Annotated in this window: 13 protein-coding genes and 1 pseudogene; 5 read left to right on the top strand and 9 right to left on the bottom strand. The window is 42.3% G+C overall.

The window, feature by feature from the left end; genetic code table 11:
• Positions 1-1,086, bottom strand: a pseudogene (locus R2Q85_RS19875) (immunoglobulin domain-containing protein); the annotation flags it as partial.
• A gap of 605 nt (positions 1,087-1,691) precedes the next feature.
• Between R2Q85_RS19875 and R2Q85_RS19870 the strand changes: the two are divergent.
• Positions 1,692-2,648: an Rpn family recombination-promoting nuclease/putative transposase gene (locus tag R2Q85_RS19870; protein WP_316813542.1), complete on the top strand. Its 957-nt coding sequence runs from the start codon at positions 1,692-1,694 to the stop codon at positions 2,646-2,648.
• 39 nt (positions 2,649-2,687) lie between these two features.
• Here the strand turns inward: R2Q85_RS19870 and R2Q85_RS19865 are convergent, their stop codons facing one another.
• Positions 2,688-2,999 carry a helix-turn-helix domain-containing protein gene (locus R2Q85_RS19865; protein ID WP_316813541.1) on the bottom strand — a complete coding sequence of 104 codons (312 nt, stop codon included), beginning with the start codon at positions 2,997-2,999 and terminating at the stop codon, positions 2,688-2,690.
• Between the two features lie 203 nt (positions 3,000-3,202).
• On the opposite strand from R2Q85_RS19865, the gene R2Q85_RS19860 reads away from it, so the two are divergent.
• Both R2Q85_RS19860 and R2Q85_RS19855 read left to right on the top strand, forming a co-directional pair.
• Entirely contained in the window at positions 3,203-3,352 is a 150-nt protein-coding gene (locus R2Q85_RS19860) for a hypothetical protein (protein ID WP_316813540.1), read from the top strand.
• Positions 3,353-3,426: 74 nt separating this feature from the next.
• Positions 3,427-3,858 (top strand): VOC family protein, encoded by a 432-nt coding sequence (locus R2Q85_RS19855; RefSeq protein ID WP_316813539.1) that lies wholly within the window; start codon positions 3,427-3,429, stop codon positions 3,856-3,858.
• A gap of 83 nt (positions 3,859-3,941) precedes the next feature.
• On the opposite strand, the gene R2Q85_RS19850 is transcribed toward R2Q85_RS19855, so the two are convergent.
• From R2Q85_RS19850 to R2Q85_RS19835, 4 genes are all read right to left on the bottom strand, one after another.
• Positions 3,942-6,416 carry a hypothetical protein gene (locus R2Q85_RS19850; RefSeq protein WP_316813538.1) on the bottom strand — a complete coding sequence of 825 codons (2,475 nt, stop codon included), beginning with the start codon at positions 6,414-6,416 and terminating at the stop codon, positions 3,942-3,944.
• A 238-nt stretch (positions 6,417-6,654) separates the two neighbouring features.
• Positions 6,655-7,803: a right-handed parallel beta-helix repeat-containing protein gene (locus R2Q85_RS19845; RefSeq protein ID WP_316813537.1), complete on the bottom strand. Its 1,149-nt coding sequence runs from the start codon at positions 7,801-7,803 to the stop codon at positions 6,655-6,657.
• A gap of 151 nt (positions 7,804-7,954) precedes the next feature.
• A complete protein-coding gene (locus R2Q85_RS19840) occupies positions 7,955-8,923 on the bottom strand; it encodes a hypothetical protein (protein WP_316813536.1) in 969 nt (322 codons plus the stop codon).
• A 258-nt stretch (positions 8,924-9,181) separates the two neighbouring features.
• The gene (locus tag R2Q85_RS19835; RefSeq protein ID WP_316813535.1) at positions 9,182-9,634 is read right to left on the bottom strand and encodes a PA2169 family four-helix-bundle protein; all 453 of its coding nucleotides are present in this window, start codon (positions 9,632-9,634) and stop codon (positions 9,182-9,184) included.
• A gap of 472 nt (positions 9,635-10,106) precedes the next feature.
• On the opposite strand from R2Q85_RS19835, the gene R2Q85_RS19830 reads away from it, so the two are divergent.
• Both R2Q85_RS19830 and R2Q85_RS19825 read left to right on the top strand, forming a co-directional pair.
• Positions 10,107-11,165: an OmpA family protein gene (locus tag R2Q85_RS19830; RefSeq protein ID WP_316813534.1), complete on the top strand. Its 1,059-nt coding sequence runs from the start codon at positions 10,107-10,109 to the stop codon at positions 11,163-11,165.
• Positions 11,166-11,178: 13 nt separating this feature from the next.
• The gene (locus R2Q85_RS19825) at positions 11,179-12,141 is read left to right on the top strand and encodes a hypothetical protein (protein WP_316813533.1); all 963 of its coding nucleotides are present in this window, start codon (positions 11,179-11,181) and stop codon (positions 12,139-12,141) included.
• A gap of 223 nt (positions 12,142-12,364) precedes the next feature.
• On the opposite strand, the gene R2Q85_RS19820 is transcribed toward R2Q85_RS19825, so the two are convergent.
• The 3 genes from R2Q85_RS19820 to R2Q85_RS19810 all read right to left on the bottom strand — a co-directional run bounded on the left by R2Q85_RS19820 (position 12,365) and on the right by R2Q85_RS19810 (position 16,471).
• Complete coding sequence (locus tag R2Q85_RS19820) at positions 12,365-13,120, bottom strand: LuxR C-terminal-related transcriptional regulator (RefSeq protein ID WP_316813532.1); 756 nt, start codon at positions 13,118-13,120, stop codon at positions 12,365-12,367.
• Positions 13,121-13,224: 104 nt separating this feature from the next.
• On the bottom strand, positions 13,225-14,463 hold the full coding sequence (locus R2Q85_RS19815) for a BamA/TamA family outer membrane protein (protein WP_316813531.1): 1,239 nt from the start codon (positions 14,461-14,463) through the stop codon (positions 13,225-13,227).
• Positions 14,464-14,584: 121 nt separating this feature from the next.
• Complete coding sequence (locus tag R2Q85_RS19810) at positions 14,585-16,471, bottom strand: FG-GAP-like repeat-containing protein (protein WP_316813530.1); 1,887 nt, start codon at positions 16,469-16,471, stop codon at positions 14,585-14,587.
• Positions 16,472-16,504 lie beyond the last annotated feature (33 nt).

Raw genomic sequence — 16,504 nt, 5'->3', positions numbered from 1 at the left:
ACTCGCCGATGGCTGAGAAGTAATCGTCGGTGCGACATTGATGGTTAGAACAGCCGTATTAGATGTAGCAGGCGATCCGGTTCCGCTAGCTATACACTGGTAAGTATAGCCAGTCATTCCTGCCGTAGCACCGGTAATAGAAAGTGTTTCAGTAGTAACCCCGCTGTAAACACCCCCATTACTAATATTTGTGAAGCCACTGCCAGTGTTTACCTGCCACTGGTAACCCGTAGCATTCGTTGCCGTTATAGAGAAAGTTGTAGTAGCTCCTGCACAGATCGCACTTGCTGATGGCTCTGCGGTAATGGATGGAGGAGCACTCGCTGTAAAGGCAGCAGTAGTAAATGTAACTGTTCCTGTAGTACCTACAGTAGTCCAGTTCGCAGGGTTTGCAATCAATGCTTTATACGCAGCCAAAGAAGATTGTCCACTTGTAGGGCCTGTATATTGTCCGGCAACAATATTCGGGCCCAAGAAAATCTTACTGTTTCCGGAAACATCTCCGGGAAGATAGGACGTTGATCCGTTAATAGCTCCGGTAGTAACCCAGGTGGTTGCGGTTCCTGTAGAACCTGAAAAACCCAGGCCAAAGATAATGGTACCGCTGAAAGTTGTAGAATTAGAACTGGGACCACCTGCACCTTGAAAAGCAAAAACCTGATCACCGGATGTGTTGGTTAATGACATGTTCGTTGCGACACTTCCATTAGAGGAATTGGTAACGGATGTGATTGTACCGATATTTGTTACTGATCCGGTTGGAGCTGTAGCAGAATTCGCCTGAATCGTAATAATAGTACCTGCAGCTATCGTGCTTCCCGTATTATTCGTCCATACAGTGTATTGTTCCTGCTCTCTGTATATACCAGCAGTATTACTGTTTGTGTTATTGCTGAACCCATTATCAGTAAACTTAATTACTGTATTCGGAGCCAGGTTTACCCAGTTAACAAATGCAAAACCATCCGGCGAATTGGCATTAACACCAATAATGGAAATGTCACCCTGTGCCAGGGTAGTTGGTGTTTGTGTTTTTGCGATTGAGAATGTTAAAGTCAGGAGAAAAAAGAGTAAGATTTTTTTCATTTAGGGGATGGTTAGCTTTAATTTAGATATGATTTTGAGATGATTTAGAAAAAGGCAGATGTTTTATCATAAAAGAATTTAAGAGGAATTTAGATGATCAGGCTTATACACGCTTTATGCGCAGCTAAACTATTCAATGGCTACATTAATGGTGCGAGTTTTCCCCGGATTTTTATACAGCGATTGAATAGTTAGAAAAAAATTAATAAGTAATCAGCTATTTTTATTGAAATACGAGGCAGTTTTCAATATCCTAAATAGAAGCGAAATGCGCTGGGGATTGTTTGTATTCGATCGAGTGCTTTGGAGAGATTTTACCATAATTTAGGATGATTAAAAACGTTTAAATAGAGATGAGTAAATGTAAAAAAAATTATTTAATAATAAATAGAAATCAACTATTTATAAAGTAGCATAAAGCACTGGCTTCGAATTCAATCAGCAAAAATCCATTACCATTTTACCGGTTTCGCAATCGATTTTATCCCCCATTCCGAACTAAATTCTGCAAATCCCAAAAAATTTAGTGTTTCGAGCTGATCTTTCCTAAATCGTTGGCAACGCATATTCCGTACTGTAGCTTTGCTGAATATAAACAGCAATAAATGTCAGAAGAAACCATTACTTTACAACAGAACCAACATCCAAAGGCCAGCCAAACCCCCAAACCAACTACTTACATTGATGCGTTTGTAGACTTCGCCTGGAAAAGGTTATTTGCCACTGAAGAAAGTAAACCAATTCTGATCGGGCTTTTGAACCATCTTTTCAAAGGCAGAAAATACATAACAGACATCGAGTATGGTCAGAATGAACATCACGGCGAAAATGCCGAAGAAGGAGGCGCTATATTTGATGTGTATTGCACAGATGCTGACGGAACTCATTTCATCATAGAAATACAGCGGGGCTACCAAAAATACTTTAAAGAAAGATCAATTTTTTACGCATCCAAAGCAATCAGTGAACAAGCCCCAAAAGGGGGGCGGAAAGAATGGGCTTACGATCTCAATGAGGTCTATGTAATCGCCTTTCTGGAAGATTTCAGGTTACCGGATGGCATGAAAGGCGAATATGTTCAAGACATCTGCCTGGCCAACAGGCACACTGGTAAAATATTCTATGATAAGCTGGGCTTTATATTCATTGAGATGCTTAACTTTGTTAAAGGCCCGGACGAACTGTATACCGAACTGGATAAATGGTTATATGCCTTGAAGCATTTAACAGAATTTACAAAACGTCCCGAATACTTATTCGGCCCGGAATTTGATCAGTTATTTAACCTGGCTAAATATGCCAATCTAACAAAAGAAGAGCGAGCTATGTACAATGCAAGTTTAAAGCGAAAGTGGGATAATAAGAATGTGTTGGATTACGCAGTTGAAACCGCTACGCAAAAGGCAGATCAGAGAGCTACAGAGCGGGAACGCGCCAAAGCGTTGGCAGAAAAGAAAGAATTAGCTCTTGATTTGGCTCGTGAAATGTTAGCCGATAACGAACCTATTGAAAAGATTGTCAAATACACAAAACTTTCAATAGAAGAAATCCAATCCCTTTGATATTCTTAGTCAAGCTTATACAGAATCCTGAAAATCCGATCAGCAGATCGAGAAACTAACTAAAGATAAAAATACTATGGGAATTACAGAAACTTTAAAAATGTCTTCTACCTTCGGAGGTTTTTCCCGGAAGATCTTCCGGCTGATCATTTGTTTACTTTCCAATACTCTCAGTTGAGTATGCAGTATCTTATCTGTGATGTGCGGAATCCTGCTCCTCAGGCCTCCATATCTTACCGGCCCATCTTCCAGACATAACAGAATGGGTATTTTCCAAGTACCTCCGATATGGGAAAAAGCAAATTCAACGGCGCTGTAATAAAGTTTTTTATTGTGTATAAAATCCTGCATGAATCAAATTTATCCAATTATAATTTAAAAGAAAGGCGGCTTATCCCGATTATGAAAGTGCAGATCAAAAGGCCTTAACTGAATTCGGGAAGTCAATTGCACTTGCGGTAAGATTAAGGGATTTTAAAGAAGATTACCCTGCTGCTTGCAGAACACTTGACAATGCCCTTAAAAAACCTGGAATTGAGGTTGAGAAAGACCGTATGGCTGAAGCCCTGATCATAGGGGCTGAACTTGCCAGACTATTAAAAGACCACAATAAAGAAATGCAATGTTATGAATTGCTGGCTGATCTCGATGTATCTGCCGACAAAATCCTCGAATTAAAATCGAAGCATAAATTTACCAGGTAAAGGCGACCACAACTTGCAGATTTCGCCAGTATTTGCAACCTTAGAAGAAAATTAAACCATTAAACCTAAACATCATGAGATCAATTAATCCCTGGATCAATTTTAACGGCAATGCCGAGGAAGCATTCATTTTTTACAGATCAGTTTTTGGCGGAGAGTTTACAAAGATCATTCGTTTCAAAGACCTTGCCAGCGAGGAGTTTCCGGTACCTGATCACGAGGCTGATAAGATCATGTACATCGCTTTGCCTATTGGCAAAAACAATACGTTGATCGCCAATGATGTCCCTGAGTTTATGGGCCGGGTAAGCGAAAATGAGAACAGATCCAAAATAGCCCTGAGTGCTGAAAGCCGCAAAGAGGCAGACAAAGTATTTAACGGACTATCCGCTGGCGCTGAGGTGGAGGGGCCTATTGGCGAAAGTCCATGGGGTACCTATGCCGGGATGTTCAGAGACAAATATGGTATTGAATGGATTGTGGAGTTTGATCCATCGTTAATTTAGGTACATAAACGTAAGCAAAACCGCAGCATTTAACAAGCAGCAATCTGGCGAAGGCAACATTAAGATGGTGATAAGATTTCCATTCATTTAGGTGTAACTTTGAAACCTCCTCTTCCCATCAAGGCCTTAAAAGTATTCACTTCCAGTCCCTGGGCTATGATCTCAAATTCTCCCATAATGTCTGAGGTAAAAAAACTAAATGTTGCCGTTCCGTTTGCATCGGTAACCAAATTAGGGTTCCAGTAAATGGTAGACCGGGGATCGAATTTTCCAAATGGTGCACTATCATAATCGGGCAAATAGAACTCCTCCGGAATGGTGATATTTTTGATATAACTGACATCCCTGTAGTTGTCGCAACCTATATTGGTGACTAGGTTCACTATGCCTTTAGACCTTTTAAAATAAGTTTTGCCCTTTACTGGTTTGGTACCTGTGGGATGTCTTGAACAATTAATGTTATTGTATCCACACACCCAATCTGCACATTTATCTTTTAGCCTCTTTCTGATTATCTCATCTTTACCCCCTACAGTAACTTCTGCTAATTGGTTTATCCCGTTCATTTTGAAATCAGATACCACAGGATTCTTGAGCCTCGAAAAAAAGTTTACAATTTCCGGCACGAATAGTGATCTTCCTTTTACTACAGTGTTATCATAATGGATATCATGATCCTTCCATTGCACCTCAAAATTGATATCGGGAGCAGGTTTTACCACTTTGTATATATCCAACATCCATTCTTTCCCTTTAAAAGACAACAGTTCAGAAGCCGGTATCATAAACATCTTATTTTTATCGAGTTTAATGGTAAATCGCCTGGTTTGGAGAATATTTTTCTTGTTTAACTCCGCTAGAGAGAAATTAACATCGGTGGATTTGATGTCAATCTCCTCTATCTCCTTCTTACCGGTCGGTATCACCATTCCAATTGCAGCATCTGTATTATCCAGGCGCAATGGAAGACCTGTGGGCTGGTAATCACTGATGGTCTTCCACTGGTTGTTGCCCCAGGTGTTTACCATCAGTAAACCGTCCGTCTCGTTTGCTGATTTGGCCGACAGCAACCTGTTCCTGCTGGCATGCTCAAAGTGATGGTAATACCAGGACTGTAAAATGGTCCGGTAACCCACGCTGTCGATCCGGTTCTTTTCCGTAGCTCCTACCGCAAGATTGGCCACCACAGGGTTTCCTGCTGTATCAGATATCTTTACAGTAACCGTCACTTTCTTTTGAAGGCCGTAATCTTTCCGGTCGGTGCTGATCCTTACCTTATAATCTTCCTGGGCTTTATTCAGAAACAGACGCTCTGCCTGCGGTTTATTCTGCCCGTCAAGTACCGCCAGGCTCAGGATATTCTTGGGGAAACCTGCTGCCGGTACAGGGACTTTTACCGAGTCGTCCGGTGGAATCTTTAAGGATTGACTCCACAGCACTTCTTTTGCTGAGCGTAGTACCAGTAAGGCATTGTCTGCTTTGTTTTTATTGTAGACCGTTACCTCTATCTCTTCTTTATTCATGTGCAGCTTTAGGCTGTAGCCTGCGGGTTTTATAATTTCTGGAAAGACAATTGTTTGCTTCATTTTGCCTGCTGTTTCTACAGTATAAGTGGCACCAAGCTCAGGCTTCAGGCTCAGGGTAGCGATTCCCTGCTTATTGGTTCTTAATTTGGCTATAAGCCGACCCGCATTTTTTACCAGCAGTTCGGTAGGTATCGGATTCTGATGGATATCCAGTACTTCGATGGCTACCTTGCCGCTGACACCAGCCAGTAGCTGTCCGCCTTCGGGATAAATACTTACTTTCAGCGGATTGCCTTCATGGGGCAGATTCAGCGACAGCTCGGCGTAATCATTATCCCGGCGAAAGAGCATATTGATTTTCAGCGACTGGTTGTCTTTTAGTTCCGGGTAAGTGAAATTTATAAAGGCTTCGCCAAACAAATTGGTACTCAGCCTGCCGTATTTAATGGCTTTTTCTCCTGCAAGCAGCTCGTATTCGCCTTTAACGTTTTTTGCCAGTTTGCCGCTTTCACGGATAATAGTGATCACTTGCACCTTACCGCCCCGGATGAGCCGGGTGGTATCTGCTACCGAGGCTTCGGCTTCCAGTTTCTTGCCGGTCATCTTTCTAATCTGAATGGGCTGAACAAACACGTTGGTATCTCCATAGCTGATCATTCGGTCGGTATAGGCATAAAGGGTGTATTTGCCCTCTTCCAGATTGCTGCGCAGCTGAATATTGCCATGCGAGCGGATATCGTACATGGGAAACTGGGCGTTATGTACTATCTCTTTAGCTTCATCGGTGATGCGCACATATAATACTTTGTTGGCTGTGGAGGTATCGGATAACAGGTAGGCTTTGAACCAGATATTTTCTTCGGGTGAATAGATGTTCTTATCCAGTTGCAGGTAGAGATTGCTGGATGGGTGATGGGTTAAATAAACCGACAGCTGCTTTTTTAATTGCTCAACGCCATGATCATTCTCTTGAGCTTTCGCAGATAGTGCTGTGACTACAAATAACAGAACGACGATAAGCTTTTTCATCATGTATTTTTTTAATTGAGCGTTCTCCATAAATTTTTAAGAGGGGTTAAAAGCGTTGCTATGGGCTCGATCGCTAGAATACAAATATGGATTTGTTGCGGAGCTACTCACAGAATGGGGTGCTAATTAACGACACGGGGATATATTTCAATTGATAAGATATTCGGTTATCTAAATATATAAAAAACAGATGATTGAAAGAACATGGGAGATAGACATCATAGAAATCGATAATTTTTATCTAAGCCGGCCCGGACGGATTTTCCCCGTACAAGTTGTCGGTTACAAATGTTTTCTCTTCGGCTCTCACGCCTGCTTTAGCATCCTGATGAGTGGTCAGCCAATTCTGACGGACGTTACATTTTTCCTGTGGCACACCACGTATAACAACTGCTGTTTGCGGGGCGTAGAAGGTATTGTTATAGATTTCAATCAGCGTGCCGGCAATGTTTGTATTGTCTTTGCGATCTCGGCCGCCGTGCATATCAAAACAGTGGCTTAATGAGATATCCCCATGGACATTATGACGCGCGGTGTAACTGCATCCGGTCCTTCCTGTTCCGGCTATAGAATGACGGTTTTCATTGAAGAGGTTATATTCGATCATGGCGTCAGCGTTATCGAGAGCTACACCATAGCCCAGGCCGCTGTACTGGCACTTGTGAATATAGTTATGGTGAACCTGATGTCCGTTCCCGTCAGACAGATTTACACCTGCGTGTGAAAATGCGGATATCTCACAATTGTCTATTTCCGCTTTTGGGAATTTAACGTTGATCCCGGTGGAAATTGGGAATTGGTAGTAGTAAGTATGACCAGGTCCCCCTTTCCCAAAGGCGCGTTTATGATGATCTAAATATCGTTTCGGGTTAGGTCCTTGCAAGCGTATGCCGGTTACCCTTACATTTGGTCCCATTATTTGTATGATCAAGGGAGTCTCGAGACTGTCACTCGTTATCTGAGCACCCGGAGAGCCATTGTAACCACGGTCGCTCGCCAGGGTAACACCCTCGGAAACATTTAAGGTGGTCTTATGAATATAGATGAACGTGGTCATATCAATAACGGCATTGCCCGGAATAAACACTACTTGCCCAGGTTTGGCCTTGCCCAAAGCCTCGATAAGTGTTTCTACATCTTCAGCAACAAAATCACCTTTTGTAACTATTCGTTTGTATCCCTGGCCACCTCCGATAGGGCCACTATCATCGGCTTTAGCTCCGTAAATAGTACTCCCTACCTTTTTCCAGGTTTGTTTACGTTCGGCAGATACAACAAGCTCTCCAGCAGATGGGTTTGCTGATGCAGGGCTTATAGTACCAAATGCAGCCAGCGAACCAGCAGCTGCCGCTGCGGTAACGAATTGCCTTCTGCTAAAATTCTTATCCATGTCTTATTTTAAAGGCCTTTAATGATGTATTTACCTCAACAGGCATAAAGTACGAAAAATCAATAAATGTTCAGTGAAAAATGAGCCATTCACAAAAGGCGGTAGTATGAAAACCTTATTTAAAACATTCGTTTAGCTCATCGGTTCAAGACTAATCGTAAATAGCCTGAAAAATAAAGAACGCGTTTAATAGGATATAGGCAGTCAGCAATGATAGAGAAGTCACCTTATCAAATCTATTGGAAGCAACCAATTTGTCTCGCTTGATGAGCCGTAAAGAATATGCCGTTGAGATGATTACAGTCAATATGAAAATCAATGTTATGCCGTGAAGGGTGTCCACTAAAGTAAAAGTGGTAGTTTCAGGAAGCGATGCATCCACAATATATTTGTTACCGATAACGGCGAATAGTGACCCTACACTCAATCCGAAACGTGAATCAATACTGTCTGAATGTATGTAAAAACACATAAATGCAATTAGGAAGGCTACATACATGCCTAGAAACATTTTCCAGAATATGCCCATGGCATCACGGCTGATGCCGACTCTTACCTTAAAATTACTGTACTCTGTATGGGGTTTAGCGATTGAAGTGTCTCCAAAAGCTGTCTCGTATAATTTTATGCCATTGGAAACTTTTAAACTGTCGATTTCCCAACCTCTTAAGGTAAACCTGGGGTCGAATTGCTTTCCCAGTGTATCTGGTTGAAATATTAAGGATTGGGAATCAAACTGGGAGTTTTCAATCGACAATCTCAGCGTTTGATGGTCAAATGGAAAATTATCAATTGCCCAGGAGTCCTTCATTACACATTGAATCTTCATTAAAAGATATACTTCAGTGCCAGATGAATCTAACGTCGAAAAGGATTTATTTACACTTTTTGCCTGGGGAATCTCCAGATTTTCTACAAAATTAAATTCCTTGTTTTTATATTTAAGCCAGAGCCAGAAGTCAATGGTATATTCCTTTTCCCTAAAATCTATGTCATGAATACTCGTGATGTAAATACCGGTTTTTACGGTATCAAGTCCCGGTTCCTGGGCAAATAAAGTAGCAGACAGACCAAATAGCTGGCCTAGTAGTAAAAGTATAAGCAGAGTTAGGTTCTTCAATGGATATGGTAGTTTATAGGGTAGGTTATAAAGATACACATACTTCAGAAAGATCTCAAAATCTCCATACTGTCATTTTGCTTTAATGATCTGGATATTTTGATAAAAGTTGGGGCATAGAGCCACTATTTAAGAGGGTTAAAAGAGTTGCTCCAGCTACTCACAGAATGGAGGGCTAAAGGAGGATTGAAACAACCACAAGGAGAAACAAAAAAAGCCGAATCAACGATGCGGCTCCTATGATCAAATGAAATTGTCTTAGTTGATGATTCTGGCGGCATCTCGCAACGCCTTAATCGCATCATGGGCAGCTTTGATGTCTTCTGCCTGACGGCTCACGGTAGACAAAGCCTCACCACTTAATTCACCTCTTTCCAGCGCAAGTTTATAAGCCGCTTTGGCCGCATCTTCACCACGTTCTGCTTCATTCAGGATGCTCTCACGGTCATCGCCGCCAAACAGGGATTTCACATCAATCCAGGCACGGTGCAAAGTACCTGCTACGCTGTTACCAGTTTCCGCTTCGCCCCCAAGACCAGCTACCAAAGCAACCAGCTCCTGGCTGAATTTGCGGCTCTGGGTACTGTACTCCTGGAAGATTCCTTTCAAATCGATATTTTCATCTTTAATATCGGCCAGTGCTTTTTGGAATCCATCCGCACGGTCATTGTTAATTTCAGTCAGTTCATTTAAAATTGTTGTCGTTTTCATAAGTCGGTATTTTTGAACAAGAATAACATTCCCGGCCTCAATTTGTTTTACAGAAAGCATTCCGAACCCTAACGAACTGCTCAGCAGCCTGCTGCACAAAGCCATCGCGGCCATTTTCTAAGGAATACCTAACTTAATTTACTGCAAGAGAAGTTCTTCATTGTAAAGGGATGTATTCATCAGTATTACCTAAGGCAAGATGGGATACGATTATTCCTACTTTTTATGAGGGGATTAAGCATAAGCCTGATACTACCTTTGGTAATATGAATGCAGATATATGCGCATGTATGGCGCCTGATTTTCACAGAAAGAATTTTTGCGATGCTATCCTGCATTCTCCATGGGCGGATTAAATCGAATCAATAGCGACCGGGTCGTCCGCAGCTCGCCATAGCGGCGATCGTTCGAAACCAACAACCTAGTCAGCATTTTATGGTTTAGTTTTTGTTACTTAGGAACAAAAACCACTATGAAAACAAACACTGCCCTTGCAAATTTATTTTTCGCACTCACCCTTACTGCTTCAATATCCAGCTGTGGATCTGGTGATCAAAAACAGGAAACTACCACCGACACGACTGCCACCACAACTGCAGTTACTCCAGATCAACCAGCTACCAGCACCGAAACATTTAAAGATTTTGACTGGAATACTGTTCCCCAATCGACTGCGACAATCGGGGCATTTCCATACCTCACCGCTCCTGACGGCTTTTACGTACAGGAAAAAGATGGATCCAGCGAATCAAAAACAGGATACTCACATTTCAAAGATTTTAATAAGCTGATCATATTCAATGGCCAGTCCTTTTACAACGCAGAAGGTAAAGTTGCAGAACTGAAATTCCAGATGAAGGGTGAGGAAACGGACTGGAACCAGTACAAGTTTGATAGCAGTGTGGACAAATACCTGAGCAGCATCGGCGCAAAGTTAATAGGAACGTTAAAACTTACTGATGAGCAGGAAAAATTTTTAAATAAGGATGATGACATGACGATCCATCACCACATTGTTGGTGATCCCTATAATGAGCCTGTCCGGATGTATGCCCTTAACCATCCGAAAGGCAAAATCATGTTCCAGGTCTATTCAAACTCCGCCACTGGCGAGATAGGTGTAGTAGAACTTGCTGCTTTTGAGCAGACTATCAAAGCGCCGACTGCTGTCCAGATGAAAAAAGACATAGACGCCAACGGCAAAACCATCCTGAACATCAACTTCGACACAGACAAGTCTACCCTCCAACCGGAAGGACAAAAAGTTGTCGATGAAATCCTGACTCTAATGAAAAACAACACGGTGCTAAAAATCTCGATTGAAGGACATACAGACAATACCGGATCGGCCGATCACAACAAAAAGCTTTCCGCAGACAGGGCGAATACCATCCTAAAATTCTTAACCAGTAATGGCATTCCCGCAAGCAGACTTACCGCCGCAGGATTTGGCGCAGAGCGTCCGTTAGTTGCAAACGACAGTGAAGCAAACATGGCAAAGAACCGAAGAGTAGAACTGGTAAAAAAATAACAAACGAATTGTTATGAAATTTAAAGAAACCCTGCTGGCAGCATCCATTCTGCTGCTCAGCCAGACAGCCTGTAACCAAAATCACTCCGGACGCAATAACCCGTTGGCAGAAAAAGAAAATGTCGCGCGCAAGGCGCAGGCAGATGAAACTGAAGCGGCAAAAGTTCCTTTTACCGAAGGTAAAATCGACTTGAAAATCACTACACCCGGCTCAGCTTTGGGAGAACTGCTCCAACAGGTAGACCCGACTAAGGGTAACGTATCCGCGCAGATCAAAAAACTCTCGGAGAAACTTTCGGTAAAAGATCGCGCTGAACTGGAAGCCCAAAATAAGAAAGCAGGAATGATGAACCTGGCGATATTGATGCTCCCGCTGAAATCGGTGATCTATATCAAAGGGGATCAGGCCACTGCCAAGTTTGACGCCCTAACTTTCCATGGCGAAAATACGGTAAACGACGCAAAGAAAGAAGGTATGATGTACGTCAAATCCCAAAACAGCAGCAAAGCCATGACCATCGCCTATACAGGCGACAGCTTTAAGGAAATGGCGCAGAACGAACTTAAGACAGCAGACTACAATATCAAAGAGACTGGGGAAACCAGTACCGTAGCAGGATATAACTGTAGCAAATGCATATACACTTTAAAAAAGCCTGCTCCGGCAAATAATACCCCGGGCGTCATTCCGGCCGCATCCGTTTACAAGCTTGAAGTCTGGACCTCGACTGAGATGCCCAAGTCGGTAAACTTTCTTCACCCGCTGTACATCAAAGAAGACGCCGGTATCATGAAAATTATGATCCAGTATCAAAAAGATAGCCCACTTAAATTCCTGTATGAATTTACAAAAGTTGAAAACAGGGTAGTAACAACTGAAGAAATGCAGATTCAGAAAACGGCAAAAATCCACGACTTTGGAAAAGACAAGATGACTGTAGGCATGCAGATGATGGGAATCGTGTTTGGGATGTAACATAATATATGCTTATCAACCTGGATGTTCAACACCTCGCTGGCAAACCAAGCAGAGTAATGCCGTAAGAATACTGAAACGCTTTTTCGCCCATTACTCCACTTGCGATAAACTGCAAAACCCGAGTAGGTGAAATACCGGAACCGAACCACGCATTGGCAAATGCAAGGAGAATGTCGAGGCTACCAAGGCATCGATTTTATAGTAAAAAAAATGGGGTTGATTAAATTAAGCCCTGCAGAATACAGGTTTTAACCAATTGTGCAGTGTTTTTGCATTCTGCCTTGGTTAAAATATTTTTCCGGTGCTGTTTCACTGTTGATTCAGCGATAAATAGTTTATTAGCTATCTCTCCACTGTTCAGACCTTCTGCAATATTTTTAATGATATCGATCTCCCTTTTCGAAAATGAAATGGGCACTTCCGTATTTTCGTCAATACTTAAATTCATAAATGAGGGTTCGCCATGTAAACCGATAAGCGAAACCTTATAGTTGGGTGTATGACCAAGATGGTCAATCCGGGTGTTAATAATTAACGACTTCCCATACCCCCCAGTTTCATCTAAAGTAAGCATCAGCGCCTGATGGTTAAATAAAACATAACTCCCGTTTTTTAACCTGACTCTATAATTGTAACTAATCTTATAGCTCATTAACTTATCTCTGCCAACCTTGTTTACAAAGAACGTGGTTAAAAATTCTTCTGCTTTTATAACAAAGTTAATATCGTCCGGATGGAGCAAACCCAATATGTCATTAATTGTGATGCTACCAGGATTCAGGTCATGAATTTCATAAACTGAGTCACTGACATGGGAAATAGACATATCATAGAAATCGATAATGAAAAAAGAAAACGGGCCGGTACTTACAATGGAATTAGTTAATTCATTAAAAGAGATCTGGTGACCGTCTGTTACATTTATTGATCTGTTAGCAGACCAGACATTGTGGAGTGTTTGTATTTCAGCGTTCATTTAGATGGAATTTGAACAAATAATTTCTGTTTTTCAAATGTAGCTAAATATGATTACTTATGTTATCCTTACCAACAAAGCTCATAGATAATCAGGTGATCATTTTAAAATGCTTCTCCAAGATTGAACAGCACTGCACTGTATCCTTTACTCAGGCCATAATCAATACCGATATTGGTATTGGAGGCCTTGTTAAACTTAATGCGCAGACCAGTTCCCGCTGCAGGTTTCCAGGAGGTAAACAATGAGCCAGAACCGCTGACTGTATTCATGTTTGCAAACACAACAAAGCCCAGCAATCCATTGGCAGTAAGGTCTCTGCGGTATTCACTCTCCAGGTAAAACAGTGTCCTTCCACGGTATCTGTTCTGATCTATACCCCTGGCTGATCTGTTATAAGGGTCCCATCCGGTGCTTGGCAGATCCAGGTAAGGCGTTTTATCATTCAGCACCGTCCAGAAGTATGACCATAGCGCCAGTGTATTCTGCTGGTGGGGTTTTCCAGGATTCATCGAAATGTATTTACGCACATCCAGGTAAATGGAGCTCCAGTTGTTGTCACTGCCTAAGAACGTTGGATTCACCCGGTAAACTAAATTTCCATACATTCCCGGCATAGGGTTTATGGAATTGCTCCTGCTATCATAAACCAGATTCAAGCTAATTCCCGAGGAGAAGGAGTTTTTGCCGGTGCCGTAGTGATAGCCGGAATACTGCTCCAGCTCTGGGGAGGGATCCTCGGTATTGATGTTAAAGCGGTAATCCAGGTTGTAACCAAGACCGGCGTACAAATAAGGTTTGATCCTTTTCAGGGCACTCTGATAGAACCTGATATATTTATAATTTACAAGTGCCTGCTCCTTGTCCCCTTTGGATTCGCCAAGCCCCCAGGTGAACTGGGGATAGACCAGAAACCGGGTGTCCCCCTGGATCAGCCAGGTGTTGTCAGGAAGCCAGATGTTGGTCCTGACTGGCAATCCAAAACGGCTTCCGAGATTCCAGTAAGGTGTAAAGGTGGCTGTTGAAAGGTTTGTTGTCCTTTTCGGACCAAGGTACATCGCAGCTGAAGTGCTGGTGATGAGCGCATTTCCGGTACCGCCGGGTACTGTACCCCCAATTGGAAGAATGGAAAAATAAAGCTTCTTGTCTTTTTCCTCCCTGATCTTCCCAGGGCGGATGCGAAATAGTGCTTTTCCGATATCGATCAGGTCTGTTTGCCTGGTCGTATCCTGACCCTTTTTGGTCTGAATGATCGCATCACCAGCATTTTGTCCAAAAGAAAAAGCCCAGCAACACATCAGCAGGTTGAACAGGCACAATCTCACTATCATCTTAAGTTGCATACGAGCATTTTAAGACATGTAATGTCAATAAGCCTGCCAGTTCAATGAAAATATCCGGAACTCGTTGTACTTTAAAAATAAAGCCCCTAAAAGGGCTTTATTATAGCATACTGTAAGCTGTTTAGTTGGATAAATAGTTTCTTAGTTCGCCACTGTTCTGCAGATAATTCCAGCGTATCTGGTCTGCTTTGCCCCCGGCATCACCATTGATATCGAAGAAGTAGAATCTGGTATCTGTGCTTTCGGAAATTCCTCTAAGCGTATAGACTGGCGTACCTTCAAAAGTATTTGCTGTTGTTGCGTAATAAACTTTCAACTTGCCAAGAAAGTTGGCAGGGTTCCAATATATTTTCTCAGCGCGACCGTCGCCATTTAGATCGGCAAAATAGAATTGAGTAGTGGATGCCAGTCCAACTGCCCCGGAATTGCTAAAAGAGCTTGAAGCGGTAAATGTTCCATCTCCATTAGAAAGATAAACCATTACTTTTCCGGAATTCAATGAAGGATGCCAAACCATTTTGTCGGCTTTATTGTCATTATTTACATCTGCATAGTAAAAACTGGTTCCAGCCGTTGTACTTGGCCCAACCGGATCAATAACGGTAGATCCATTAAAATTTCCAGCGGATGTAGCCAGGTTAATCCTGGTTTTGCCGGATTCGAAACTGGAGGTCCACCTGATTTTATCTACTTTGCCGTCGCCATTTACGTCTGCGAACCTGTAAATGGTAGTGGCTGTTGCACTTGAATTTTCTGGATTTTCTACCGCTGTGGTGCTAAAATTGCCAGCAGATGTGGCCAGGAAAACACGGGTGCGTCCGGAAAACTGAGTAGCATTCCACACAATCGCATCAGCTTTGCCATCACCATCCACATCGGCATAATTATAGCTGGTACCCGCCAGTGTTGAGGCGGCCCCTGTTATCTTTGCAGCATAGGTAAATGTGCCATTACCATTAGAAAGATAAACTGCAGGCTTGCCGCTATCAGCAGTATAATTCCAGTATATTTTATCGCACTTGCCATCCCCGTTAACATCTGCAAAATTAAAAACAGTCTTGTCACTTTGGCTGGTTCCATTAGGATCTGTGTTTGGCTCGCCAAATATCGCCGGGATAAACGTGGCCATTACTGGCCAGTGGTCTGATGGCCACTTGTCGTTGTAGCTTGTAGTAATTACCTGGGGAGAGTGATAGGCCATTTTAACATCACTCATCAGCCAGTCAATTTTTGATGTACCAGTAAGGCCCCATTTATGATAAGTAGGATCACCCTGATAATCTCCCAAAGCATCTTTTAAACCGAGATTAGTTTTTAAACTTTCAATTTCTGAGGCACCCGGGGCCGCATTGAAATCCCCAAAAACAATTTCGGGCAGATTTCCTGTATTGCTACTCTGGATAATAGTCTCCATGTGTTGTGAATTCTGGGCACGGAACGCCTGGCTGATAGATGACCAATGCGTGTTACATACAAAATATTGCGCTGTAGTAGCAATGTCTTGTAATATCGCCCATGACACATTCTGCGCCCTGTCTTGCACCCCCGGATCTAGTTCTTCCATATCATCATTGATGAGCGTAAACCTGCTGTTCTTAAAGAAGATGACTTTAGGACTGCCAAAATCTTCAAGAGATGTGCGGCCATATCCCAATGCCGTCATTTCTGCCAGAAACCAGGTTTTGAAAGGGCTATTGGAAAACTCTTGTAAACCAACAATATCAGGCGAGTTGTCTACAATAATCTGTTTAATCATTCCTTGTCGTTGTGCAAGAGTCTGAGGATCGCTAGGATCATCATGCCTGACATTAAATGACATCACTTTAAATTGATGGTCAGGCAGGGCCAGCATCATTAAATCATTAGTATTATTAACGTTATCAGATGGCGGTACTGCGAGATTATTGTCATCAAGCAATGCTTTCTGGCAGGACGCAAACATTAACGAGATGGAGAATACCAGCAATAAAGACCAATAGCTCCGGGCAATTTTAGTAATTGTGTTCATAATTTGGTTAGTAAAAGGTTTAAATTTATATGG

It is taken from the genome of Pedobacter heparinus, assembly GCF_032678725.1.
Classification (GTDB): domain Bacteria; phylum Bacteroidota; class Bacteroidia; order Sphingobacteriales; family Sphingobacteriaceae; genus Pedobacter; species Pedobacter heparinus_A.
Note: the sequence above shows the minus strand (reverse complement) of the source record. Positions and strands in the feature narration are given on the sequence as shown.

Coding starts and splice junctions, on each gene's coding strand:
- R2Q85_RS19830 (WP_316813534.1), top strand. CDS start 10,107: ATGAAAACAAACACTGCCCTTGCAAATTTATTTTTCGCACTCACCCTT.
- R2Q85_RS19845 (WP_316813537.1), bottom strand. CDS start 7,803: ATGGATAAGAATTTTAGCAGAAGGCAATTCGTTACCGCAGCGGCAGCT.
- R2Q85_RS19820 (WP_316813532.1), bottom strand. CDS start 13,120: ATGAACGCTGAAATACAAACACTCCACAATGTCTGGTCTGCTAACAGA.
- R2Q85_RS19825 (WP_316813533.1), top strand. CDS start 11,179: ATGAAATTTAAAGAAACCCTGCTGGCAGCATCCATTCTGCTGCTCAGC.
- R2Q85_RS19870 (WP_316813542.1), top strand. CDS start 1,692: ATGTCAGAAGAAACCATTACTTTACAACAGAACCAACATCCAAAGGCC.
- R2Q85_RS19865 (WP_316813541.1), bottom strand. CDS start 2,999: ATGCAGGATTTTATACACAATAAAAAACTTTATTACAGCGCCGTTGAA.
- R2Q85_RS19850 (WP_316813538.1), bottom strand. CDS start 6,416: ATGATGAAAAAGCTTATCGTCGTTCTGTTATTTGTAGTCACAGCACTA.
- R2Q85_RS19835 (WP_316813535.1), bottom strand. CDS start 9,634: ATGAAAACGACAACAATTTTAAATGAACTGACTGAAATTAACAATGAC.
- R2Q85_RS19810 (WP_316813530.1), bottom strand. CDS start 16,471: ATGAACACAATTACTAAAATTGCCCGGAGCTATTGGTCTTTATTGCTG.
- R2Q85_RS19860 (WP_316813540.1), top strand. CDS start 3,203: ATGGCTGAAGCCCTGATCATAGGGGCTGAACTTGCCAGACTATTAAAA.
- R2Q85_RS19855 (WP_316813539.1), top strand. CDS start 3,427: ATGAGATCAATTAATCCCTGGATCAATTTTAACGGCAATGCCGAGGAA.
- R2Q85_RS19815 (WP_316813531.1), bottom strand. CDS start 14,463: ATGCAACTTAAGATGATAGTGAGATTGTGCCTGTTCAACCTGCTGATG.